Origin of the sequence: Streptomyces sp. NPDC050147 (genome assembly GCF_040660195.1) — a bacterium.
Classification (GTDB): domain Bacteria; phylum Actinomycetota; class Actinomycetes; order Streptomycetales; family Streptomycetaceae; genus Streptomyces.
Genome location: NZ_JBFALJ010000038.1, coordinates 41,655 through 64,217 on the forward strand (window position 1 = coordinate 41,655; position 22,563 = coordinate 64,217).

Annotated in this window: 21 protein-coding genes and 1 riboswitch; of the genes, 15 read left to right on the plus strand and 6 right to left on the minus strand. The window is 69.2% G+C overall.

Annotated elements, in window-relative coordinates; all coding sequences use genetic code 11:
- The first annotated feature begins 13 nt into the window (after positions 1-13).
- Complete coding sequence (locus AB0I94_RS38900; RefSeq protein ID WP_363314532.1) at positions 14-634, plus strand: GNAT family N-acetyltransferase; 621 nt, start codon at positions 14-16, stop codon at positions 632-634.
- Here the strand turns inward: AB0I94_RS38900 and AB0I94_RS38905 are convergent.
- Positions 631-1,323, minus strand: a complete 693-nt coding sequence (locus tag AB0I94_RS38905) for an FCD domain-containing protein (RefSeq protein WP_363314533.1) — start codon at positions 1,321-1,323, stop codon at positions 631-633. The genes AB0I94_RS38900 and AB0I94_RS38905 overlap by 4 nt on opposite strands.
- Before the next feature lie 279 nt (positions 1,324-1,602).
- Here AB0I94_RS38905 and leuA point away from each other — a divergent pair, with 279 nt between their 5' ends.
- Both leuA and AB0I94_RS38915 read left to right on the plus strand, forming a co-directional pair.
- Positions 1,603-3,315: a 2-isopropylmalate synthase gene (gene leuA, locus AB0I94_RS38910; protein WP_363314549.1), complete on the plus strand. Its 1,713-nt coding sequence runs from the start codon at positions 1,603-1,605 to the stop codon at positions 3,313-3,315.
- A complete protein-coding gene (locus AB0I94_RS38915) occupies positions 3,312-4,103 on the plus strand; it encodes an ATP-binding cassette domain-containing protein (protein ID WP_363314534.1) in 792 nt (263 codons plus the stop codon). The genes leuA and AB0I94_RS38915 overlap by 4 nt, the downstream gene beginning before the upstream one ends.
- A gap of 59 nt (positions 4,104-4,162) precedes the next feature.
- On the opposite strand, the gene AB0I94_RS38920 is transcribed toward AB0I94_RS38915, so the two are convergent.
- Positions 4,163-4,375: an EF-hand domain-containing protein gene (locus AB0I94_RS38920; protein ID WP_363314550.1), complete on the minus strand. Its 213-nt coding sequence runs from the start codon at positions 4,373-4,375 to the stop codon at positions 4,163-4,165.
- Between the two features lie 81 nt (positions 4,376-4,456).
- On the opposite strand from AB0I94_RS38920, the gene AB0I94_RS38925 reads away from it, so the two are divergent.
- On the plus strand, positions 4,457-5,116 hold the full coding sequence (locus tag AB0I94_RS38925; RefSeq protein ID WP_363314535.1) for a GNAT family N-acetyltransferase: 660 nt from the start codon (positions 4,457-4,459) through the stop codon (positions 5,114-5,116).
- 46 nt (positions 5,117-5,162) lie between these two features.
- On the opposite strand, the gene AB0I94_RS38930 is transcribed toward AB0I94_RS38925, so the two are convergent.
- The 4 genes from AB0I94_RS38930 to gcvT form a co-directional block, all read right to left on the minus strand.
- The gene (locus tag AB0I94_RS38930) at positions 5,163-6,533 is read right to left on the minus strand and encodes an L-serine ammonia-lyase (protein ID WP_363314551.1); all 1,371 of its coding nucleotides are present in this window, start codon (positions 6,531-6,533) and stop codon (positions 5,163-5,165) included.
- Between the two features lie 159 nt (positions 6,534-6,692).
- Entirely contained in the window at positions 6,693-7,952 is a 1,260-nt protein-coding gene (glyA, locus tag AB0I94_RS38935; protein ID WP_363314536.1) for a serine hydroxymethyltransferase, read from the minus strand.
- A gap of 30 nt (positions 7,953-7,982) precedes the next feature.
- Positions 7,983-8,360 carry a glycine cleavage system protein GcvH gene (gene gcvH / locus AB0I94_RS38940; RefSeq protein ID WP_363314537.1) on the minus strand — a complete coding sequence of 126 codons (378 nt, stop codon included), beginning with the start codon at positions 8,358-8,360 and terminating at the stop codon, positions 7,983-7,985.
- 58 nt (positions 8,361-8,418) lie between these two features.
- Entirely contained in the window at positions 8,419-9,552 is a 1,134-nt protein-coding gene (gene gcvT, locus AB0I94_RS38945; RefSeq protein ID WP_363314538.1) for a glycine cleavage system aminomethyltransferase GcvT, read from the minus strand.
- Between the two features lie 157 nt (positions 9,553-9,709).
- Positions 9,710-9,815, minus strand: a riboswitch (glycine riboswitch).
- Between the two features lie 153 nt (positions 9,816-9,968).
- Here gcvT and AB0I94_RS38950 point away from each other — a divergent pair.
- From AB0I94_RS38950 to AB0I94_RS39000, 11 genes are all read left to right on the plus strand, one after another.
- Complete coding sequence (locus AB0I94_RS38950) at positions 9,969-10,643, plus strand: AAA family ATPase (RefSeq protein WP_363314552.1); 675 nt, start codon at positions 9,969-9,971, stop codon at positions 10,641-10,643.
- Between the two features lie 61 nt (positions 10,644-10,704).
- Positions 10,705-11,508 (plus strand): enhanced serine sensitivity protein SseB, encoded by an 804-nt coding sequence (locus AB0I94_RS38955; protein WP_363314553.1) that lies wholly within the window; start codon positions 10,705-10,707, stop codon positions 11,506-11,508.
- A 204-nt stretch (positions 11,509-11,712) separates the two neighbouring features.
- Positions 11,713-12,486 (plus strand): enhanced serine sensitivity protein SseB C-terminal domain-containing protein, encoded by a 774-nt coding sequence (locus AB0I94_RS38960; protein WP_363314539.1) that lies wholly within the window; start codon positions 11,713-11,715, stop codon positions 12,484-12,486.
- A gap of 354 nt (positions 12,487-12,840) precedes the next feature.
- Positions 12,841-13,845: an ABC transporter permease gene (locus AB0I94_RS38965; protein WP_363314540.1), complete on the plus strand. Its 1,005-nt coding sequence runs from the start codon at positions 12,841-12,843 to the stop codon at positions 13,843-13,845.
- 103 nt (positions 13,846-13,948) lie between these two features.
- Positions 13,949-15,718 (plus strand): ABC transporter substrate-binding protein, encoded by a 1,770-nt coding sequence (locus AB0I94_RS38970; RefSeq protein ID WP_363314541.1) that lies wholly within the window; start codon positions 13,949-13,951, stop codon positions 15,716-15,718.
- Positions 15,719-15,843: 125 nt separating this feature from the next.
- Complete coding sequence (locus tag AB0I94_RS38975; RefSeq protein ID WP_363314554.1) at positions 15,844-16,845, plus strand: ABC transporter permease; 1,002 nt, start codon at positions 15,844-15,846, stop codon at positions 16,843-16,845.
- Positions 16,842-17,939, plus strand: coding sequence for an ABC transporter ATP-binding protein (locus AB0I94_RS38980; RefSeq protein WP_363314542.1), 1,098 nt, complete (start codon positions 16,842-16,844; stop codon positions 17,937-17,939). The genes AB0I94_RS38975 and AB0I94_RS38980 overlap by 4 nt, the downstream gene beginning before the upstream one ends.
- 35 nt (positions 17,940-17,974) lie before the next feature.
- Entirely contained in the window at positions 17,975-19,234 is a 1,260-nt protein-coding gene (locus tag AB0I94_RS38985; RefSeq protein WP_363314543.1) for a dipeptide ABC transporter ATP-binding protein, read from the plus strand.
- A 108-nt stretch (positions 19,235-19,342) separates the two neighbouring features.
- A complete protein-coding gene (locus AB0I94_RS38990; RefSeq protein ID WP_363314544.1) occupies positions 19,343-20,734 on the plus strand; it encodes a M1 family metallopeptidase in 1,392 nt (463 codons plus the stop codon).
- A 66-nt stretch (positions 20,735-20,800) separates the two neighbouring features.
- Positions 20,801-21,469: a trimeric intracellular cation channel family protein gene (locus AB0I94_RS38995; protein ID WP_363314545.1), complete on the plus strand. Its 669-nt coding sequence runs from the start codon at positions 20,801-20,803 to the stop codon at positions 21,467-21,469.
- Positions 21,470-21,546: 77 nt separating this feature from the next.
- A complete protein-coding gene (locus tag AB0I94_RS39000) occupies positions 21,547-22,416 on the plus strand; it encodes a thioesterase family protein (protein WP_363314546.1) in 870 nt (289 codons plus the stop codon).
- The last annotated feature ends 147 nt before the right edge of the window (positions 22,417-22,563 follow it).

Genomic DNA, 22,563 nt, shown 5'->3' on the forward strand with positions numbered 1-22,563 from the left:
GAGCCTCGAAGACATGTACCTGATGCGTCCCGCCACGACCCACGACCGGGCCGCCTATACCGAGCTGATCCGTGCCCGCGCCGCATGGATGGTGCGCACGGGCAAAGTCGGCGGCGAAGAACTCCTCGAAGGCGACCGGGCCGAACAGATCGCCGCACAGGCCGGAAACGACCACACCCCAGTCTGGGCGCTGACCACCCCAGAGGGCGAACTCGTCGGCTGCACCAGCCTCTATGACCAGACCCCCGAGTGGGGCTGGACCGATGCCGAGCGCTCCGATCCGGCGCTCTTCCTGGCCACCACGTTCACCCACCCCGGCCACCGGGCCGCGCAGCCGGGCACGCTGATGGCCTGGTGGGCCCTGGGGCACGCCGCTCGCACCGGAAAGCTCTGGGTGCGGCGCGGCTGTGGACACCTGGGACTGGTGCGCCACTACCGGGATCATCAGGGCTTTGACCTGATCCACAAGACCGAGCGCGGGGGTCACTCCGCCTACCTTCTGGCCCGCGAGGCGGAGGAGATCAGGCATTTGCCCGTCACCACCTTGTTCACATATCCCGGTGCCGGCTGGCTCGCCGGATCAGCAACGAAGTCTCGCCCGTGCGGATCCACCGGCCCGACCCCCACCAGCTAGCCCCGCGCCAGCAACCGCCCCAGCGTGTCCTGAAGTTCCGCCTGGGTCACGCGTGCCGCCTCCTCCGCGTCCCTCGACTCGACCGCCCGTACGAGCGCGGCATGGGCGGCGTCGCCGTGGTTCTTCTCCTCCGTGCGTACGTCGATCAGGTCGAGGAGGTTGATCAGGCCTTCCCGTAGTACGGGGGCGAACTCGGCGAAGAGGTCCGTGAGGACGGGGTTGCGGGCCGCTGCCACGACCGCCGCGTGCAGGGCGATGTCGGCGTCGATGAAGGCCGCGTCGCTCGCCGAAGCGGTGGCTCTGCGGCCTTCGAGTGCGTCGCGCATCGCGGTGATGTCCTCGTCGGTGCGCCGCAGCGCCGCGAGCCGTGCCGCCTGCACCTCCACCAGCATCCGCACCTCGTACACGTCCGACACCGCCGCGCGCCGCAGCCGCGTCGGCCAGTCCGCGAACGGCTCCGTGGCGATGACGAAGACACCGGCGCCCTGCCGGGCCTTGACGAGTCCGGCCCCGGCGAGGGAGCGCAGTGCCTCGCGGACGGTGGAGCGGCCGATGCCGAGCTCCTTGGCCAGGGTCGTCTCACCGGGGAGTTTGCTGCCGATGGGCCAGTGGCCGCCGGAGATCTGCTCGCGCAGGCGCTTGGTGGCCTGTTCGACCAGGGGGCTGGGGCGCAGGGAACCGAGCGGCATTGCGGGGCCTCGCTTGTCTGAGGAGAACATGTCCGGGGAGGGGGATTCGACTGGGGAGCATTTGTCTGAGGAGTACTTGTCTGAGGAACTGACGTGTGGCTAGTGTAGTCCCGTGATCTTCTGCGGTCTCCTTCTTCTCGGCTGCCGCGGCGGGGCCTGAAGCGACCGGCACCCCGCCGCGGGGTGCCGTGCTGCCGGTCGGCCCGTCGACCGAGCCGAGAGACCACCGTGAAATCTTCTGCGCGCCCGTATCAGTGGAACCCGCAGCGCCTCAGCCCCATGCCGCACCACCGCTACCGCCCCTACCAGGACCGGGTCACCGTCCCCTCGCCGGACGCCGACCGCGATTGGCCGGGCGCCCGCTTCGAGCGCGCCCCCCTCTGGGTCCCCGTGGACCTGCGCGACGGCAATCAGGCGCTCGCCGAGCCGATGGACCCCGCCCGCAAGCGCCGCTTCTTCGACCTGCTCGTCTCGATGGGGTTCAAGGAGATCGAGGTCGGCTATCCGTCCGCCAGTCGCGCCGACTTCGACTTCGTGCGCGACCTCGCCGCGCTGAGCGAGAGCGGCGGGATCCCGGATGACGTCAGCATCGTCGTCTTCACGCCCGCCAAGCCCGAGCTCATCGACCGCACCTTCGAGTCGATCGAGGGGCTGCCCCGCGCCGTCGTGCATCTGTACATCCCCACCTCGCCCGTCTGGCGCGACGTGGTGCTCGGGCGGTCGCGGGCACAGGTGCGCGAGGTCGTCACGGAAGCCGCCACCCACATGGCCCGACTGGCAGACGCGCGGCCGGGCGCGGACATCCGGTTCCAGTTCTCACCGGAGACCTTCAACCTGACCGAGCCCGACTACGTACTCGAACTCTGCGACGCGCTCACCGAGTTGTGGGACGCGAGCCCCGAACGGCCCGTCACCCACAACCTGCCGGCCACCGTCGAGATCGCGACCCCGAACGTGTACGCCGACCAGATCGAGTACCTGCACCGCCACCTCGCCCGGCGCGACTCCGTCATCCTCTCCGTCCACCCCCACAACGACCGCGGCACCGGCGTCGCCTGCGCCGAACTCGCCGTCCTGGCCGGGGCCCAGCGCGTCGAGGGCTGCCTCTTCGGCAACGGCGAGCGCACCGGCAACGTGGACCTGGTGACGCTGGCCCTGAATCTGTACGCCCAAGGCGTCGACCCCATGGTCGACTTCTCGGACATCGACGCCGTGCGCGAGGTCGTCGAGCACTGCAACCGGCTGCCCGTTCACCCCCGCCACCCCTACGCGGGCGACCTCGTGCACACCGCCTTCTCCGGCACCCACCAGGACGCCATCAGCAAGGGCTTCGCCCACCACGCCCGCCGCGCGGCCGAGTTGGGGGTCGCGGAGAGCGAGGCGCCCTGGGACGTGCCGTACCTGCCGATCGATCCGGCGGACATCGGCCGCAGCTACGAAGCCGTCATCCGCGTCAACTCCCAGTCCGGCAAGGGCGGAATGGCGTACCTGCTGCGCACCCGGCACGGCCTCGACCTGCCGCGGCGCATGCGGCCCGACTTCTCGCGCGTGGTCCAGGAGGCCACCGACGACAGCGGGCAGGAGGCGAGCGCCAAGGAGCTGTACGAGCTGTTTCGCGCGACCTACGTAGCGCCGGGGCAGGGCGGCGGCGAGGTGGAGCTGAGCTCCTGGACCACGGACCGGGCTCCGGACGGCGCCCACCGGTTCGTCTGCACGCTCCAAGTCGGCGACCGCACAGGGGACTTCGAGGGAGCGGGGAACGGGCCGCTTTCCGCGTTCGTCGAGGCGCTCGCCGCCGCCGGGATCACCGTCGACATCCTCGACTACTCCGAACACGCCATCGGGGCGGGTGGCGGCAGCGAGGCCGTCGCGTACGCGGAGTGCCGGGTGGGCGATGTCGTCCGCTGGGGCGCGGGCCTGGACACCTCGGTCCTGACCGCCTCCGTGCAGGCCGTGCTCGCGGCGGTCAACCGGGCGGGGGCCACCGGATGACCACAGGCCTCCCCGTCCTGCACGCCGACACCGTCACCGTCGTCCGCGAAGGGCGGCCCATCCTCGAAGAAGTGACCCTCGCCGTCCGCCCCGGCGAGCACTGGGCGCTGCTCGGCCCGAACGGCGCGGGCAAGTCGACCCTGCTCAGCCTCTGCGGTGCCGTCACCCACCCCACGCACGGCACGGTCGAGGTGCTCGGCCGCCGTCTGGGCAGCGTCGACCTGCGCGACCTTCGCGCGTACGTCGGTCATGTGAACCCCCGACACCCACTGCGCTCACCCCTGGCCGTCCGCGATGTCGTCCTCACGGGGCTCACCAACAGCGTGGAACCGCTGCCTCGTTGGCGCCCCACGTCCGAGCAGGAGGACCGGGCCGATCGCCTGATCGCCATGCTCGGCCTCGCGCACCGCACCGACGCGTGCTGGCCCACGCTCTCCCAGGGCGAACGCGGACGGACACTGATCGCGCGCTCGCTGATGCCGAGACCGCGGCTCGTCCTGCTCGACGAACCGGCCACCGGGCTCGACCTCGCGGGCCGCGAGCGCCTCCTCGACAGCCTGGACGCCCTGCGCGAGACCCACCCCGAGCTCGCCACGGTCCTTGTCACGCACCACCTGGAGGAGCTCCCGGCCGGTACGACGCACGCGCTGCTGCTGCGTGACGGCCGCGCGCTAGCCTCCGGCGCCGTGGACGACGTACTGACCAGCGACCAGGTGAGCAAGTGCTTCGACCACCCGGTGCGGTTGGAGCGCACCGAGGGGCGCTGGAGCGTGCGGCGCGCCCGCTGACCGCGCGGAAGGGGCCCGGCGCACTCACGTGCCGGGCCCCTTCCGCGTACTGCCTGCCCCTACTTGTTCAAGCTCGCCCAGAACTCGTCGAAAGAGAGGCGCTTGTCCTTGTCGGTGTCCTTCGTGCCGATCACGGCCTCGGCGACCGTCTCGGTGACGTAGAAGTCCCCCATCTTCGCCATGGCCGACTTCCACTCGACCGCCGTGATGAAGCCGTCGCCGTCCGCGTCGAACTGCTCGAACGTCTTACGCGCTTCCTCGATGTCCGCCACCGGATCCACCCCTTCTTCGTGCACTGCTGACGAGGGTTAGGGTATCGGCCGTTCGAGGACGCGATCACAAGGAGTACGCCCATGGCCAGCACCTCTGCCTCGCTCGGAGCGATCCTCGACGCGGCGGCCCGCGGTCAGTTCCCGCCGCCCGACGGCACCACCACCGTCGTGCCGCAGCCCTGCCACCGCGACGCGGGCGTGATCGCCTTCACCGCGCACTCGGTGGTCTTCACGGACGAGGATCCGCAGTGGGTGCACGCCACCCTCGCCGCGCTCGACTGTGATGCGCTGGCCGCCACGATGAACCCCGTCTTCCTCGCCGCCTTCCTGGAGCGGACGGGACGCGCGACGGACACCACCGACCTGCTGACCGTGGCCGACGCCCTGCCGGGCGGGCCCGACCCGGCTCTGGGGCTCCGCGAGATCGACGACCCGGACCACCCCCGGGTGGCGCGGGCCCGTAAGCGCCGGGACGACGTACGGGTGTGGTCCGCCGACAGCGGCGGGGTACTGGTGCTCGGACGCGGACTCGCCGGACGCTGGGAGGCCGCGATCGAGGTCGGCGAGGACGTACGCCACCGGGGGCTCGGCCGGGCGCTGGGGCTCGCGGCCCGGCATCTGGTGCCTGACGGGGACCACGTGTGGGCCCAGCAGTCCCCGGGCAACGCGCGCAGCGTGCGGGTCTTTCAGGCGGCGGGGTACCGGCCGGTGGGCGCGGAGGCGTTGTTCGTCGCACGGTGAGACTGCCGGTAGCCGGTAGCCGGTAGCCGGTGACCGTGGCCGCGGCTCAGCACTCGATGATGTTCACCGCGAGCCCGCCCCGCGCCGTCTCCTTGTACTTCACGCTCATGTCGGCGCCGGTCTCCTTCATGGTCTTGATGACCTTGTCGAGGGACACCTTGTGGCTGCCGTCGCCGCGCATCGCCATCTTCGCCGCGGTGACGGCCTTGACCGCCGCCATGCCGTTGCGCTCGATGCACGGGATCTGGACGAGGCCGCCGACCGGGTCGCAGGTCAGGCCGAGGTTGTGCTCCATGCCGATCTCGGCCGCGTTCTCGACCTGCTCGGGGGAGCCGCCCAGGACCTCGGCGAGGGCGCCCGCCGCCATCGAGCAGGCGGAGCCGACCTCGCCCTGGCAGCCGACCTCGGCGCCGGAGATCGAGGCGTTCTCCTTGAAGAGCATGCCGATCGCGCCCGCGGCGAGCAGGAAGCGGACCACGCCCTCCTCGTCGGCCCCGGGGATGAAGTTCATGTAGTAGTGCAGGACCGCCGGGATGATGCCCGCGGCGCCGTTCGTCGGGGCGGTCACGACCCGGCCGCCCGCGGCGTTCTCCTCGTTCACCGCCATCGCGTACAGCGTGATCCACTCCATGGAGCGGGCCAGCGGATCGCCCTCGGCGCGCAGCTGCCGTGCCGAGTTGGCGGCGCGGCGGCGGACCTTGAGGCCGCCCGGCAGGATGCCCTCGCGGGACATGCCGCGCGAGACGCAGGACTGCATGACGCCCCAGATGTCGAGCAGACCCGAGCGGATCTCCTCCTCGGTGCGCCACGCCTTCTCGTTCTCCAGCATCAGCGCGGAGATGGAGAGGCCGGTCTCCTGAGCCAGGCGCAGCAGCTCGTCGCCGGTGCGGAAGGGGTGCTTCAGGACCGTGTCGTCCGGCACGATCGGGTTCTCGCCGGCCACGGCGTCGTCGTCGACCACGAAGCCGCCGCCCACGGAGTAGTACGTCTTCTCCAGGACGAGGCCGCCGTCACGGTCGTACGCGAAGATCGTCATGCCGTTGGCGTGGTACGGCAGGGCCTTGCGGCGGTGCAGGACCAGGTCCTCGTCGAAGTCGAAGTCGATCTCTTGCATGCCGAGGAGGTTGAGGCGGCCGGTGCTCTTGATCTGCTCGACGCGGTCGTCGGCGAACTCGACGTCGACCGAGCGCGGAGACTCGCCCTCCAGGCCGAGCAGGACCGCCTTCGGGGTGCCGTGGCCGTGGCCCGTCGCACCCAGCGAGCCGTAGAGCTCGGCCCGTATCGCGGTGGTGTGGGCCATCAGGCCCTCGTTCTTGAGGCGGCTCGCGAAGATGCGGGCGGCGCGCATGGGACCGACCGTGTGGGAGCTGGACGGGCCGATACCGACCGAGAACAGGTCGAAGACCGAGAGGGCCACGAGAAACTCCAATGGTGGTTGGTAGACGCCGTTGTCTGCCGGGGTGGTGCAGAGAACTACGGAAAGCGGGGCATGAGCCGGGGCACCGCACTCACTGTCTTCACTGTCCAGTGTGCGCGGTGCCCCGAAGGTTCGTACGAAGGAAAGCGTACGAAAATGCTACAGGTTGGGGTACAGCGGGTGCTTTGCTGCCAAGGCCGAGACGCGGGCCTTGAGCGACTCCGCGTCGAAGCCCGGCTTCAGCGCCTCGGCGATGACGTCGGCGACCTCACGGAAGTCGTCCTCCTGGAAGCCGCGGGTCGCGAGCGCGGGCGTACCGATCCGCAGGCCCGAGGTGACCATCGGGGGGCGCGGGTCGTTCGGGATCGCGTTGCGGTTGACCGTGATGCCGACCTCGTGGAGACGGTCCTCGGCCTGCTGGCCGTCGAGCTCGGAGTTGCGCAGGTCCACCAGGACCAGGTGCACGTCCGTGCCGCCGGACAGAACGTCGACGCCGACGGCCTTCGCGTCGTCCTGGACCAGGCGCTCGGCCAGGATGCGGGCGCCGTCCAGGGTGCGCTGCTGGCGCTCCTTGAACTCCTCGGAGGCGGCGATCTTGAAGGAGACGGCCTTGGCCGCGATCACGTGCTCCAGCGGGCCGCCCTGGAAGCCGGGGAAGACCGCGGAGTTCAGCTTCTTCGCGAAGTCCTTGTTGCGGGCCAGGATGACGCCGCCGCGCGGGCCGCCGAGCGTCTTGTGCGTGGTGGAGGTGACCACGTCCGCGTACGGCACCGGGTTGGGGTGCAGACCGGCGGCGACGAGACCCGCGAAGTGCGCCATGTCGACCCACAGCTTCGCGCCGACCTCGTCGGCGATCCGGCGGAACTCGGCGAAGTCCAGCTGACGCGGGTAGGCGGACCAGCCCGCGATGATCACCTTCGGGCTGTTCTCCTTGGCCAGGCGCTCGACCTCGGCCATGTCGACCAGACCGGCCTCGTCCACGTGGTAGGCGACCACGTTGAACTGCTTGCCGGAGAAGTTCAGGCGCATGCCGTGGGTGAGGTGGCCGCCGTGTGCCAGGTCGAGGCCGAGAATCGTGTCGCCGGGCTGGGCGATCGCGAAGAGGGCGGCCTGGTTGGCGGAGGCGCCGGAGTGCGGCTGGACGTTGGCGTACTCGGCGCCGAACAGGTCCTTGATCCGGTCGATCGCGATCTGCTCGGTCACGTCGACGTGCTCGCAGCCGCCGTAGTAGCGGCGGCCGGGGTAGCCCTCGGCGTACTTGTTGGTGAGGACCGTGCCCTGGGCTTCCATGACCGCGACCGGAGCGAAGTTCTCCGAGGCGATCATTTCCAGGGTGGACTGCTGACGGTGGAGCTCGGCGTCGACGGCGGCGGCGACGTCCGGGTCCAGCTCGTGGAGAGGGGTGTTGAGAAGCGACATCAGGTGGTCCCTAAGGGTCTTCGGGGGGCTTCAGCTGCCGGAGAACTCGGTGTACTCGTCCGCGGAGAGCAGGTCCTTCGGCTCCTCCGTGATCCGCACCTTGAACAGCCAACCACCCTCGAACGGGGCGGAGTTGACCAGCGACGGGTCGTCCACGACGTCCTGGTTCGACTCGACGACCTCGCCGGTCACCGGCGAGTACAGGTCGCTGACCGACTTGGTCGACTCGAGCTCGCCGCACGTCTCGCCCGCGGTCACCGCGGCGCCGGCCTCGGGCAGGTCGGCGTAGACGACGTCACCGAGCGCGTTGGCCGCGTGCTCCGTGATGCCGACGGTCGCCACACCGTCCTCGGCGGCCGAGAGCCACTCGTGCTCCTTGCTGTAACGCAGCTGCTGGGGGTTGCTCATGACCTGAATTCTCCTGTACGCGGGGGAGTGCTGGTGAACGAGGCTGCTGTGCGGGGTGTCACTTCTGGCGCTTGTAGAACGGGAGCGCCACGACCTCGTACGGCTCGTGCGTGCCGCGGATGTCCACGCCGACGCCCGGGGTGCCCGGGGCGGAGTGCTCCGCGTCGACGTACGCGATGGCGATCGGCTTGCCCAGCGTCGGGGACGGGGCGCCCGAGGTGACCTCGCCGATGACCTTGCCGTCGGCGACCACCGAGAAGCCCGCGCGCGGGACGCGGCGGCCCGAAGCGATCAGGCCGACCAGCTTGCGCGGGGGAGCGGTCTCGGCGCGCTCGGCGGCGGCCGCGAGCGCCGCGCGCCCCACGAAGGTGTCGGACTGCGAGGTCTTCTCGAACTTGACGACCCGGCCGAGACCGGCGTCGAAGGGCGTCAGATCCGCGGTCAGCTCGTGCCCGTACAGCGGCATGCCCGCCTCAAGACGCAGCGTGTCGCGGCAGGAGAGCCCGGCGGGAACCAGACCGACGGGCTCGCCCGCCTCCATCAGCGCGCCCCACAGCTTCTCGGCGTCACCGGGCGCCACGAAGAGCTCGAAGCCGTCCTCGCCGGTGTAGCCGGTGCGGGCGATCAGCGCGGGTACACCCGCGACCGTGCCCGGCAGGCCCGCGTAGTACTTCAGGCCATCCAGGTCGGCGTCCGTGAGTGACTTCAGGATGCCGGGGGACTCGGGACCCTGGACGGCGAGCAGGGCGTACGCGTCGCGGTCGTCGCGGACCTCGGCGTCGAAGCCGCCGACGCGGGCGGTGAGCGCGTCGAGCACGACCTGGGCGTTCGACGCGTTGGCGACGACCATGTACTCGGGGGCCTCGGTCTCGCCCAGGCGGTAGACGATCAGGTCGTCCAGGATCCCGCCGTCCTCGGCACAGATCATCGTGTAGCGGGCGCGGCCGACACCGATGGAGCCGATGTTGCCGACGAGCGAGAAGTTCAGGAAGTCCACGGCCTCGGGCCCGGTGACCGTGATCTCGCCCATGTGGGAGAGGTCGAAGAGACCGGCCTTGGTGCGTACGGCGTTGTGCTCGTCGCGCTCGCTCGCGTAGCGGAGCGGCATGTCCCAGCCCGCGAAGTCGGTCATGGTCGCGCCGAGCGCACGATGCACGGCATCGAGTGCGGTCAGACGGGGGGCAGTACTCATTCGTGGAACTCCCAGGGGCATGACGGGTGAGGTCGATCCTCCCCATCTGTCATCGGAACCTGAGAGGTTCACCACGACCCGTACGTACATCTCGTACAGGGGGTCATGACTTGCACCTTGGGTGGAGCCGCCGTGGCGACCCGCTTTTCAGATGTGCCTCGCCCGCGCGGTACGGGGCCTGAGAGATTCAAGGGAGGGACTTGCTCCTTCGGCGCCCCGGTGCGTCAATCGACGGCCACCGGGAACTCTCCCGCGCGGATTCAAACGGCCTGTATGGAGTTTGCGCGCACATCATTGCACGCGCCTGCGTCACAAGGCAGTGCCAGTCCAGTAATGCTGTTGTGCCGCATTACCTTCTCTTTACACTTGCCGGGGAAGCTGCGGGAAGCAGGTACGTGACCGCTAAGGGGAGGCCGATCACGGTGCGCAGGACCAGCGTCTACGCGACCAACACAGGGGTGGCCCTGCCCAAACAGGCCGCCGTCCCGACCAGGGAGAGCTGCGGCCCCCTGCCGGCGGCCGTCGTCCGCGACCTGCGGCAGCGGACCGGCCACAGCCCGCACCGTCTGACGTTCGGCGAGGGCGACCTGATCGTCGTCTCCGGGCTGCCGGGCAGCGGCAAGTCCACGCTGATGCGCAGAGCCGTCGCGGGCCCGCGCATCGACTCGCAGGACACCCGCGACCGCTGGGCCCGGCGCATGCCGAGCCTCCTGCCGTACGCGGTGTACCGCCCCCTGGTCCGCCTCGCGCACTACGCGGGCCTGCGCAGAGCCCTGCGCTCCGGCGAGGGCGTCGTGGTGCACGACTGCGGCACCCAGGCGTGGGTGCGCCGCTGGCTGGCCCGCGAGGCCGCGCGGCGCGGCACGACCCTGCACCTGCTGCTGCTCGACGTGCCACCGGACACCGCCATGGAGGGGCAGCTCGCACGCGGGCGCGGCGTGTCGCGGTACGCCTTCGCGCGGCACCGCAGGACGGTCGGCCGGCTCGTCGGCGCCGCCGAGCGCGGCGACCTGCCGCGCGGATGCGGCTCGGCGGTGCTCCTGGACCGGGCGGCGGCCGGGGTGCTGCGGGGGATCGGCTTCGGGGACTGAGCCGCCCGCCGCGCTAGGGTCGTGCCGCAGGCAGAGCGGGACCGAGCAGGGGTTAGAAGTGATGGACATTCCGGCGCAGGCGCATCCCCATCCGTACGGAGGATGGCCGGGCAACGAACTCGAAGAGGTGCTCGCGGCGTCCCTGGGCGCCCCCGGCGCGCCTCAGGCGTCCGCGGGGGCCCGCATCGTCGAGGTACTCGGCCGCAGCCGCGTCTGGGTCCCGCTGCCGAACGGCGGAGCCCCCGACAGCGGCACCCTGGACCTGCCCACGCTGGAGATCGACGGTCAGGCCTACGTCCCCGTCTTCAGCTCCGAGCAGCAGTTCCAGCAGGCCACCGGTGGCCGGATGAGCTGCACCGTGGCGCCCGCCGTGGAGTTCGCGCGCGGCCTGCCCCCGCAGCTGGGCATCGCGGTCAACCCGGACGGCACGGTCGGTGTGCCGCTGCCGCCGCCGGCCGTCGCCGAGCTCTGCCGCGCCGGGCGCACCCCGCTGGACGGTCCCGCGACCGGCGGCCGGGTCCGCCTCTTCGAACCGGACTGGCAGGAGGACCCGGTGGACTTCCTGTCCGCCGCCGCCCGCGAGTTCGAGGCCACCGGGGTCGTCCTGAGCGCCCGCCGCTGTCTGGCGAGCGTCGAGGGCGGTGCGCCCTCCCTGTTCGTCGGCGTCGAACTGACCTCCTGGGAGGGCAGCGCGCGCGAGCTGCCGATGGAAGCCGTGGGCCGGGCCCTGGGGCAGGCCCCGGTGGCCTGGCCGGTGAACCTGGTGCTGCTCGACGTGGCCCAGGACCCGGTCGGCGACTGGATGCGCGAGCGGGTCCGGCCGTTCTTCGGTCAGGCCCCGGGACACGAGCACGGACGTGTGTAAGGACATGTGCAGGTACGTGTGTGAGGGTGCCGTACGTCAAGTCGGTGTCGGGATCGCCGCTTAAGCTGGTTTCATGACCCGGGCGGGGCACGGCCCTGCCGGTCGGCCCGGGTCCCCTGGTCAGCTCAGGTCACGTCGGGTTCATCAGGTTCCAGTTCCACCGGATCAGCGGGTCAGCGGGTCATCGCGAAGGGGCGGTTAAGGGTGAGTGCGTCGGGCACGGCTGCGGCCGGGCAGGTCGAGCACATGCTGCGCCAGGTGACACCGGGGCGCTATGACGCCTACGAGGCGCTCCTGCGGGCGCTCGCCGCCGACCAGGTGTGGATGCTGCTCTGGCACGGCCAGGCCGGGTCCCCCGACGCCCAGTACGGGAACATGGAGGTCGAGGGCCTCGGGTACGCGCCGTGCGTGACCTCGGCCCAGGAGCTCTCCGCCAGTGGCTGGAACCGGTCGTACGAGGTGGTCGGCGGTGTCGACATCTCCCGCACCCTCTTCCCCGACCACTACGGCCTCTGGCTCAACCCCCACGCCCCCGGTGGCGGCGTCGGCATCCCCTGGCTCGACCTGCGGCGCATCGCGTCGGGCCTCGACCTGCTGCCCGCGGGACCGCTTCGGCTCACCGAGCCCGCCATCGAGATCCCCCAGTTCTACGCCCTGCTCACGCAGAACGCCCACCGCACCCCCGCGGTCCGCTCGCTGCGCCGCGCCTGGGTGCAGCCCGCGCTCGGCGCCCCGTATCTGGCCATCGGCCTCGATGTGTACGACACCGCGCCGGCGTCGGTCGACGGGGTGCGCACGATGATGCAGCAGTCGATCGCCGCCGTCCCCGACGGTCTGCCCGTGTCGACCGTCGCGATGTCCGACGGATACGACCCGGTCGCCATGTGGCTGCGCGCCAACGCGCGCCCGTTCTACGACCGCGAGGCGCAGCCCGCACCGGCGCCCGCAGGCGGATACGGCTACCCCGCGCAGTACTGAAGCGGCGCTCCTGGCCGCACCGGAAGGGCCGGGAACCGGCCACCGCGGCTCGTATACCTGCCCCGACCGCCATGATGTCCGTTCTGATGGTGGAGGGGGTCTATAGGCTCCCGTGGCACCTTGCGACCCAACTGCCCCGTGTTCGCCCCTCGTTCACGTGCGTCCGGATAACGGAACACCTCGATCAGCATCACGGTTGCGCATCCTTTCCCCGTCAAGGCTGGTAACAGATCGCGACCGCGATGAAGACTCCCGCACCAGGGGTGCTTCGCCCCTGTGCACGACGGACTGATCACGTCGCTACAGCGGCAAGTGCGGGCCGGTCACCACCGGTTGAGAGGGGTCCCTGCCACGATGACGGCACCATTGCATGACACACCTGCGGACGCGGACCCGACAGCGGACGTCGCTCCCGCAGCTGATGCAGGGGTGAAGAAGGTCGAGGGGCGGTCCCTCAAGCAGATCGCCTGGAACCGCCTGAGGCGGGACAAGGTCGCTCTGGCCGGCGGCATCACCGTGCTCGTCCTGGTCTTTGTCGCCGTCTTCGCGCCCCTGATCGTCTCCCTGCTGGGCCACCCGCCCAACGAGTTCCATCAGGACGAGCTGGAAGACCTGACGAACCTGCCCAAGGGCGCGTTCGGCGGCATGAGTCCGGACTTCCTCTTCGGGGTGGAGCCGAACAAGGGCCGCGACGTCTTCAGCCGGATCGTCTACGGCGCCCGGATCTCACTGCTCGTGGCGTTCCTCGCCGCCGTGGTGGCCGTGGTGCTCGGGACCTTCTTCGGCATCATCGCCGGCTACTTCGGCGGTTGGGTCGACGCGACGATCAGCCGGGTCATGGACGTGCTGCTCGCCTTCCCGCAGCTGCTCTTCGTGATCTCCCTGGTGTCGGTCCTCCCCGACGACCTGCTCGGACTCACCGGCAGCGGCGTCCGCATCGCCGTACTGATCCTGGTGATCGGCTTCTTCGGATGGCCCTACGTCGGGCGCATCGTCCGAGGCCAGACCCTCAGCTTGCGCGAACGCGAGTACGTGGAAGCGGCACGCAGCCTCGGCGGCGGTCAACGGCACATCCTCTTCCGTGAGTTGCTGCCGAACCTGGTCGCTCCGATCACCGTGTACGCGACGCTCATGATCCCCACCAACATCCTCACCGAAGCGGCGCTCAGCTTCCTCGGCGCGGGTGTACGTCCGCCGACGGCATCCTGGGGCGGCATGCTCCGGGACGCGCTCGCGACGTACGAGCACGACCCGATGTTCATGGTCTTCCCCGGCCTGGCGATCTTCGTGACCGTGCTTGCCTTCAACCTCTTCGGTGACGGGCTGCGCGACGCCCTGGACCCCAAGGGAACTCGGTAAACAGTTCCAACTGGCTTGCCCCTGCCGCATCGTCAGGTGGCTCTTCCCATGGTTCTTCAGGCAGTCAAACGCCAAGGACCGCGAATCTCGGAGGATGCGAGAAATGCCCACAGGTTCCTCTAAACGACGGTTGACCGCAGGCGCGGCCCTCGTCGTGGCGGCGCTGGTGACCACCACGGCGTGCGGCGGCGGCAGCGACGACGACGACAGCAAGGGCGCCGGCTACAACGCGGCGATCGGCAAGGTCGCGAACAAGTCGGCGAAGAAGGGCGGGACGCTCAAGTTCATCGCCAAGCAGGACCTGGACTCGGCCGACCCGCAGCGTGCGTACTACGGCATGACGTGGGACTTCATGCGGTTCTACACCCGCACGCTGATCACGTACGACACCAAGCCGGGTGCCGCGTCCAACAAGCTCGTCCCCGACCTCGCCGAGTCCACGGCGAAGATCAGCGACGACGGCAAGACCTACACGTACAAGCTGCGTGATGGCCTGACGTGGGAGGACGGCTCGAAGCTGACCTCCAAGGACATCAAGTACGGCATCGAGCGCATCTGGGCGACCAAGGTCATCACCGGTGGCCCCGGCTACCTGAAGTCGACGCTCGACCCCAAGGGCGAGTACAAGGGTCCCTACGAGGACAAGTCGAAGGACAAGCTCGGTCTGAAGGCGATCGAGACGCCCGACGACAACACCATCATCTTCAAGCTGCCCAAGAAGAACGGCGACTTCGAGCAGATGCTCGCGATGCCGTCGGGCACCCCGGTCAAGCAGTCCGAGGACACCGGCGCCAAGTACACCCAGCGCCCGTTCTCCTCCGGCCCGTACAAGTTCCAGAACTACAGCGCCGGCAAGAGCATCACGCTGGTCCGCAACAAGAACTGGAAGAAGTCGTCGGACCCGGTCCGTCCCGCGCTGCCGGACAAGATCACGGTCACCATCTCGGCGAACCTCGAAGAGAACGACAAGCGCCTGATGGAAGGCGACTACGACATCGACATGAATGGCACCGGCATGACCCAGTCGGGTCGTACCACCGCCATTCAGGACCACAAGGGCAACGTCGACAACATGCAGACGGACTTCGTCCGTTACGTCGCCCTGGTGACCAAGGCGAAGCCGTTCGACAACGAGGCCTGCCGCAAGGCCGTCTTCTACGCCACGGACTTCGCGAGCCTGCAGAAGACGCGTGGCGGCCCGGTCGCCGCCGGTGAGATCGCCACCAACGTCTTCCCGAAGTCGATCAAGGGTTACGACGACTACGACCCGTACGGCATCAAGGAGCGCAAGGGCAAGCCGGACGTCGCCAAGGCGAAGGCCCAGCTCAAGGAGTGCGGCAAGCCGAACGGCTTCTCGACCAAGATCTCGGCCCGCACCAACCAGCCGGGCGAGGTGGACGCCGCCACGGCGCTCCAGGAGTCGCTGAAGAAGGTCAACATCAACGCCGATGTCGACCAGATCGACGGCGCCGACTCCTCCAGCATCACCGGCTCTCCCTCGGTGGTGAAGAAGCGCGGCATCGGCATGACGATGGCGGGCTGGGGTCCTGACTTCCCGACCGGCCAGGGTTACGCCCAGCCGCTGTTCGACAGCCGTTTCATCAACGAGAACGGCAACTACAACGAGTCGCAGATCGACGAGCCGAAGATCGACAAGTTCTTCGACGACGCGATCGGCACGGTCGACCCGAACAAGGCCGGTGAGATCTACACCGATCTGGCCCACGAGATCGTCGACAAGGCCTACTGGATGCCCTTCCTCTACGAGAAGAACATCAGCTGGCGTTCCTCGCGGGCGACCAACGTCTACTCGTCCGCCGCGTACAGCGGTCGCTACGACTACGTCTCGATCGGTGTCAACGACGCGAAGTAGTAAGTAGCAGTCGCCGCAAGGCAGTCCCACCGCCGAATCCCGCCAGTCCGAAGGGCAGGTGATGGCCCCGGGCGGTGGCCGGGACCCCTCACAAGGGGGTTCTGGTCACCGCCGGGCCGCGCACAGTGCTTGCTTATCTCATCCGGCGCCTGATCGCCGTTGTCGTCATGGTGCTGGTCGTACTGCTCGCGACCTTCACCGTCTTCTTCATGTTGCCCAAGTGGGCGGGACAGGACATCGCCGTCCTCTTCGCCGGCAAGTCATCCGGTGCCGAGCAGCTCGCGGGCATCCGGATCAAACTGGGTCTGGACGACCCTCTGCTCGTCCAGTTCTGGGACTTCGTCAAGGGCATCCCGATGGGGCGTGACTACTCCAACGGGGCCGACGTCACCCACTGCCCGGCCCCGTGCTTCGGATACTCCTTCCGTACCGAGGCGCCCGTCTGGGAGACCCTCAAGGACGCCCTGCCCGTCACCGCGGCGCTCGCCGCCGGTGCCTGCGTGCTGTGGCTGGCCGCCGGTGTCGCCACCGGCGTGCTCTCCGCGCTCAAGCGCGGCACCATCTGGGACCGTTCCGCGATGATCACCGCCCTCGGCGGCGTCTCCCTGCCGGTCTTCTTCACCGGCATGATCGCGATGGGGCTCTTCGTCCACACGCTCGGCTGGGTGAAGATCGAGGACACCCTCACCACGGACGATCCGATCAACATCTGGCTCGAAACGCTGATCCTTCCCTGGGTCGTGCTCGCGTTCCTCAACGCCGCCATGTACGCGCGACTCACCCGCGCCACCATGCTGGAAGTGCTCGGCGAGGACTACATCCGCACCGCGCGCGCCAAGGGGCTCGGCGAGGCCACCGTCATCAGGCGGCACGCGCTGCGCTCGGCCATGACGCCGATCCTCACCGTCTTCGGTCTGGATCTCGGTGTGCTCATGGGCGGCGCCGTCCTCACCGAATCCACGTTCAACCTGCCGGGACTCGGTCTTGAGGCCGTCAAGGCCATCAGCAACAAGGACCTGCCGGTGATCCTCGGCGTCACCTTGTGCGCGTCGCTCGCGATCGCCCTGGCCAACCTCGTCGTCGACCTTCTGTACGCCGTCATCGACCCGCGAGTGAGGCTGGGATGACCGAACTGCACAAGACCGGAGCGGCGGTCGGAGAACCCGTCGCCGATTCGGTCGCTCCCACCGCCTTCCTCGAGGTGCGCGACCTCAAGGTGCACTTCCCGACCGACGACGGCCTGGTCAAGTCCGTCGACGGGCTCAGCTTCCAGCTGGAGAAGGGCAAGACCCTCGGCATCGTCGGCGAGTCCGGCTCCGGCAAGTCGGTCACCTCGCTGGGCATCCTCGGTCTGCACACCGCCGGCCAGTACGGCAGCCGCAAGCCTCGTCTTTCCGGCGAGATCTGGCTGAACGGCACGGAACTGCTCAGTGCGGACCCCAACCGGGTGCGCAAGCTGCGTGGCCGCGACATGGCGATGATCTTCCAGGACCCGCTGTCCGCGCTGCACCCGTACTACACCATCGGCAAGCAGATCATGGAGGCCTACCGGGTCCACCACGACGTGGACAAGAAGGTCGCCCGCAAGCGCGCCATCGAGATGCTCGACCGGGTGGGCATCCCCCAGCCGGACAAGCGGGCCGACAGCTACCCGCACGAGTTCTCGGGCGGCATGCGCCAGCGCGCGATGATCGCGATGGCCCTGGTGAACAACCCCGAGCTGCTCATCGCGGACGAGCCGACGACCGCCCTCGACGTCACCGTCCAGGCGCAGATCCTCGACCTCATCCGGGACCTGCAGAAGGAGTTCGGCTCCGCGGTCATCATGATCACGCACGACCTGGGCGTGGTCGCCGAGATGGCGGACGAGCTGCTCGTGATGTACGGCGGGCGCTGCGTCGAGCGCGGCACGGCCGAGAAGGTCTTCTACGAGCCCCAGCACCCCTACACCTGGGGCCTGTTGGGGTCGATGCCGCGCATCGACCGCGAGGAGACCGAGCGTCTCGTGCCGGTCAAGGGCTCGCCGCCCAGCCTGATCAACCTTCCTTCGGGCTGTGCCTTCAACCCGCGCTGCCCGTACGCCGACATCCCCAAGGACCAGATCACCCGCCGCGAGCGCCCCGACCTGCGCGAGGTCGCCCCGGGTCACTTCACCGCCTGCCACATGCCGCAGGACGAGCGCACCCGGATCTGGACCGAAGAGATTGCGCCGAAGCTGTGAAAGACGATGCGAAAGATCAGGCGAAGGGCCAGGAGATGACGATCCCGGCGCAGACGAAGGGCTCTCAGGAGTCTCCCGAGCCGCTGCTCAAGGTCGACGGCCTGGTGAAGCACTTCCCCATCAAGAAGGGGCTGCTGCAGCGTCAGGTGGCGGCCGTGCAGGCCGTCGACGGTCTCACCTTCGACGTACGTCCCGGTGAGACGCTCGGCGTCGTGGGCGAGTCGGGCTGCGGCAAGTCCACGATGGGCCGTCTGATCACCCGTCTGCTCGAACCGACCGCGGGACGCGTGGAGTTCGAGGGCGTGGACATCACGCACCTGAACACCAGCAAGATGCGGCCGCTGCGCCGTGACGTGCAGATGATCTTCCAGGACCCGTACTCGTCGCTGAACCCGCGGCACACCATCGGCACGATCGTCGGTGCGCCGTTCAAGCTCCAGGGCGTCAAGCCCGAGGGCGGCCTGAAGAAGCACGTACAGGAGATGCTGGAGCGGGTGGGGCTCAGCCCCGAGCACTACAACCGCTACCCGCACGAGTTCTCCGGCGGTCAGCGTCAGCGCATCGGCATCGCGCGTGCGCTCGCCCTGCGGCCGAAGCTGGTCGTGGCCGACGAGCCCGTATCCGCCCTGGACGTCTCCATCCAGGCGCAGGTGGTCAACCTCCTGGACGACCTCCAGGACGAGCTCGGTCTCACGTACGTGATCATCGCGCACGACCTCTCGGTCATCCGGCACGTCTCGGACCGCATCGCGGTGATGTACCTCGGCAAGATCGTGGAGCTGGCGGACCGCAAGGACCTCTACTCCACGCCGATGCACCCGTACACCAAGGCGCTCCTCTCCGCGGTGCCCGTGCCCGACCCGAAGCGGCGCGGCGTCAAGAGCGAGCGCATCCTGCTGCGCGGTGACGTCCCCTCGCCGATCGACCCGCCCACCGGCTGCCGTTTCCACACGCGCTGCTGGAAGGCGACGGAGATCTGCGCGAAGACCGAGCCGCCGCTGATCCCCCTCGCCTCCGGCCACCAGGTGGCGTGCCACCACCCGGAGAACGCCGAGGACCAGCAGCCGGGCGACACCAAGCTGCTTCAGGTCGCCAGGGAGGCGATCGACGTGGTGTCGGTGGTGAGCAAGGCGGAGGAGACGGCCGAGGAGGCCGCGACCCCGAAGAAGACCGTGGCGAAGGGTGACGCCTCGAAGACCGTCGCGAAGGGTGACGCCTCGAAGGACACCGCAAAGGCTGTCTCGAAGGACGCCCCGGAAGCGGAGTCCAAGGGTCAGGCGTCAACTGACAAGTAGCACCTGATGACTTGGTAAAAATCAGTCACCAGGTCATGTACACGCCCATACGGGAGAGTGCAGAGTCTGCGTGTCCGTTTCACCGGAACACGCGCGAAGGGATGACTCATGACACTCTCCCGTTCGGCACGTCTGGGGGCGCTGGCCACAGCCGCCGCCTCCTTCTGCTTGATCGCCGCCGCACCCGCACCGCACCCCGGCTCGCCCGGCGTCGGCGACCCGTATTTCCCGCAGCTCGGCAACGGCGGGTACGACGTACGCCACTACGGCCTCGACGTCGCGTACAACCCTGACACCGACCGCCTCGACGGCCGGACCACCATCACCGCGCGCGCCACCCGCAGCCTCTCCTCCTTCAACCTCGACCTCCAGAAACTGACGGTGACGAGAATCGAGGTGAACGGCAGAGGGGCGAAGTTCACCCGCGACGGCGACGAGATCCGCGTCAGCCCGCGCGACCACCTGCGCAAGCACCGGACGTTCACCGTGACCGTGACCTACGGCGGCGTGCCCGAGCCGCTGAGCGGTCCCATCGTCTTCGGCTCCGACTACGGCTGGATGAAGACCACCGACGGCGTCTTCGTCGCCTGCGAGCCCAACGCCGCCTCGACCTGGTTCCCCTCCAGCGACCACCCCTCGGACAAGGCGGCCTTCGACATCCGCATCAAGGCCCCCAAGGGCCTGACCGGGGTCTCCAACGGCCGGCTCGTCGACACCTACGACAAGGGCGGCCAGACCGTCGCCCACTGGCGTGAGTCCAAGCCCATGGCGACCTATCTCGCGACCGCCACCATCGGCAAGTTCGACGTGCAGAAGGGCAAGACCCCGGGGGGCACCCCGATCTACGTCGCCATCGACCCGGTCCTGGAGAACAGCAACAACGTCGACGTGTACGGCGTCACGGCCGAGGTCACCGACTACTGGTCGAAGCTCTTTGGTCCCTACCCCTTCGAGGAGACCGGCGCGATCGTCGACGACATGCCGCAGGCGGGCTTCTCCCTGGAGACCCAGACCAAGCCGGTCTACTCCGCCATCCGCAGCGAGTCGACCATCGCCCACGAGGTCGCCCACCAGTGGTTCGGCGACTCCGTGACGCCCGAGAAGTGGAACGACATCTGGCTCAACGAGGGCTTCGCGACCTACTCCCAGTGGCTGTGGAGCGAGCACAAGGGCACCCAGACCGCCCGCGACGCCTTCCTCGCGGCCTACAACTCACGCCCCGCCGACGCACCCTTCTGGCAGATCGTCGTCGGTGACCCGCAGCGCGACACCATGTTCGCCTCCGCCGTCTACCAGCGCGGCGCGATGACGCTCCAGGTGCTGCGCGAGCGCATCGGTGACAAGGCGTTCTTCAAGCTGCTCCCGGCCTGGGCCAAGCAGCAGCGCTACAGCAACGCCACGACCGCAGAGTTCATCCGGCTCGCCGAGAAGATCTCGGGCAAGCAGCTCGACGATCTGTTCCAGACGTGGCTGTTCACGAAGGGCAAGCCCGCCCTGTAGGCGCCGTCGGTGTCGCGCGGTGTCGCCCCGGTGAGACCCGCGACGGCGGGCAGGTAAGAATGGCGCGTGATCCAGGATCTGTTCAGTCCCTCCGTCCAGCACGCGCTCGACATCGTCGGAATCTTCGTCTTCGCGATCTCCGGCGCCCTGCTCGCCGTACGCAAGAACTTCGACGTCTTCGGGATCGTCGTGCTGGCCGAGGTCACCGCGCTGGGCGGGGGGATCTTCCGTGACGTGGTCATCGGGGCGGTGCCGCCCGCCGCCTTCGTCGACCTCGGATACTTCATCACGCCGCTGTTCGCCGCCGCCCTGGTGTTCTTCCTCCACCCGGAGGTGGAGCGCACCCAGCTCGCGGTGAACGTCTTCGACGCCGCGGGCCTCGGCCTCTTCTGCGTCACCGGCACGACCAAGGCGTACGACTACGGCCTCGGCCTCACCGCGTCGGCGGCCCTGGGGCTCGCCACCGCGGTGGGCGGCGGTGTGCTGCGCGACATCATCGCCAACGAGGTGCCTTCCCTCGTGCGCTGGGACCGCGACCTGTACGCCGTGCCCGCCATCGTCGGCTCCGCGATGGTCGCGCTCTGCATCAACTACGACATGGTGAACGCCTTCACCAGCAGCCTCGCCGTGATCACGACCTTCGTCCTGAGACTGCTGGCGCTGCGCTACCACTGGCGCGCGCCACGGGCCTGGCACCGGCGGTCCACCGCGGTCGAGGTGGAGGAAGCGGGCTAGGGCCCGCGGCTCGTCCGCTGCCTGCCCGGCGGCAGAAAAAGCTACCGCTCAGTAATTAGATGTTGTACGTTGCTGACATGGCAGAGGCAGCATCCATACCGACAGCGGTGCCCGCGAGCATCGGCGACAGCGAGTTCGACCGCGACACCGCGGTCACCCGGCGGGAGCCCGGTGTCTACGACATCGATCTCTCCGCGGGATGGACGATCATCAACGCCGTCAACGGCGGTTATCTCCTCGCGGTCCTCGGTCGCGCGCTGGCCGACGCCCTGCCGCACGCGGACCCCTTCACGGTCTCCGCGCACTACCTGACGGCGTCCCACCCCGGGCCCGCCGTGATCCGCACGGACACGGCACGCGCCGGGCGGACCCTGTCGACCGGGCAGGCCTCGCTCTTCCAGTACGACGAGGAGGGGCGCGAGGTCGAGCGGATCCGGGTGCTCGCCTCGTACGGAGACCTGGCGGAGCTCCCCGACGACGTCCGTACGACGGCGAAGCCGCCCGCCTTGCCGCCGATCGAGCAGTGCTTCGGCCCGCAGGACGCCCCGGACCACCGCCCGGTGCCCGGCAGTTCGGCGATCAGTGACCGCCTCTTCTTGAAGCTGGACCCCTCCACCCTGGGCTGGGCGCTCGGCCAGCCCTCCGGCAAGGGCGAGATGCGCGCCTGGTTCGGCCTCGCGGACGGCCGTGACGCCGACCCGCTGTCGCTGCTGCTCGCGGTGGACGCGCTGCCGCCGACGGCGTTCGAGCTGGGGCTTTCGGGATGGGTGCCGACTGTGGAGCTGACGGTGCATGTACGGGCCCGCCCCGCCCCCGGCCCTCTCCGCGTCTCGATCACCACGCGGAACCTCGCCGGGGGCTTCCTGGAGGAGGATGCGGAGGTCTGGGACTCGGAGGACCGCCTGGTGGCCCAGTCGCGGCAACTGGCCCGCGTGCGGCTGGGCTGAGCAAGGCGTTATCTTCCCCAACCCCGCCCCTTCCCGAAAACCCGCTCGGCGCGGGGGCCTTCGTCGTCGTCATCACCGGCTTCGCCGAGTTCGTCCTCAAACGCCGGACGGGCTGGAATCCAGCCCGTCCGGCGTTTGAGGACATCT

Bases quoted from the DNA above. Each gene is read 5' to 3' on its own strand.
- AB0I94_RS38985 (WP_363314543.1), top strand. From the start codon at position 17,975: ATGACGATCCCGGCGCAGACGAAGGGCTCTCAGGAGTCTCCCGAGCCG.
- gcvH (WP_363314537.1), bottom strand. From the start codon at position 8,360: ATGAGCAACCCCCAGCAGCTGCGTTACAGCAAGGAGCACGAGTGGCTC.
- AB0I94_RS38925 (WP_363314535.1), top strand. From the start codon at position 4,457: ATGGCCAGCACCTCTGCCTCGCTCGGAGCGATCCTCGACGCGGCGGCC.
- AB0I94_RS38915 (WP_363314534.1), top strand. From the start codon at position 3,312: ATGACCACAGGCCTCCCCGTCCTGCACGCCGACACCGTCACCGTCGTC.
- glyA (WP_363314536.1), bottom strand. From the start codon at position 7,952: ATGTCGCTTCTCAACACCCCTCTCCACGAGCTGGACCCGGACGTCGCC.
- AB0I94_RS38965 (WP_363314540.1), top strand. From the start codon at position 12,841: ATGACGGCACCATTGCATGACACACCTGCGGACGCGGACCCGACAGCG.
- AB0I94_RS38990 (WP_363314544.1), top strand. From the start codon at position 19,343: ATGACACTCTCCCGTTCGGCACGTCTGGGGGCGCTGGCCACAGCCGCC.
- AB0I94_RS38905 (WP_363314533.1), bottom strand. From the start codon at position 1,323: ATGCCGCTCGGTTCCCTGCGCCCCAGCCCCCTGGTCGAACAGGCCACC.
- gcvT (WP_363314538.1), bottom strand. From the start codon at position 9,552: ATGAGTACTGCCCCCCGTCTGACCGCACTCGATGCCGTGCATCGTGCG.
- AB0I94_RS39000 (WP_363314546.1), top strand. From the start codon at position 21,547: ATGGCAGAGGCAGCATCCATACCGACAGCGGTGCCCGCGAGCATCGGC.
- AB0I94_RS38970 (WP_363314541.1), top strand. From the start codon at position 13,949: ATGCCCACAGGTTCCTCTAAACGACGGTTGACCGCAGGCGCGGCCCTC.
- AB0I94_RS38900 (WP_363314532.1), top strand. From the start codon at position 14: ATGTACCTGATGCGTCCCGCCACGACCCACGACCGGGCCGCCTATACC.
- AB0I94_RS38955 (WP_363314553.1), top strand. From the start codon at position 10,705: ATGGACATTCCGGCGCAGGCGCATCCCCATCCGTACGGAGGATGGCCG.
- leuA (WP_363314549.1), top strand. From the start codon at position 1,603: ATGCCGCACCACCGCTACCGCCCCTACCAGGACCGGGTCACCGTCCCC.
- AB0I94_RS38980 (WP_363314542.1), top strand. From the start codon at position 16,842: ATGACCGAACTGCACAAGACCGGAGCGGCGGTCGGAGAACCCGTCGCC.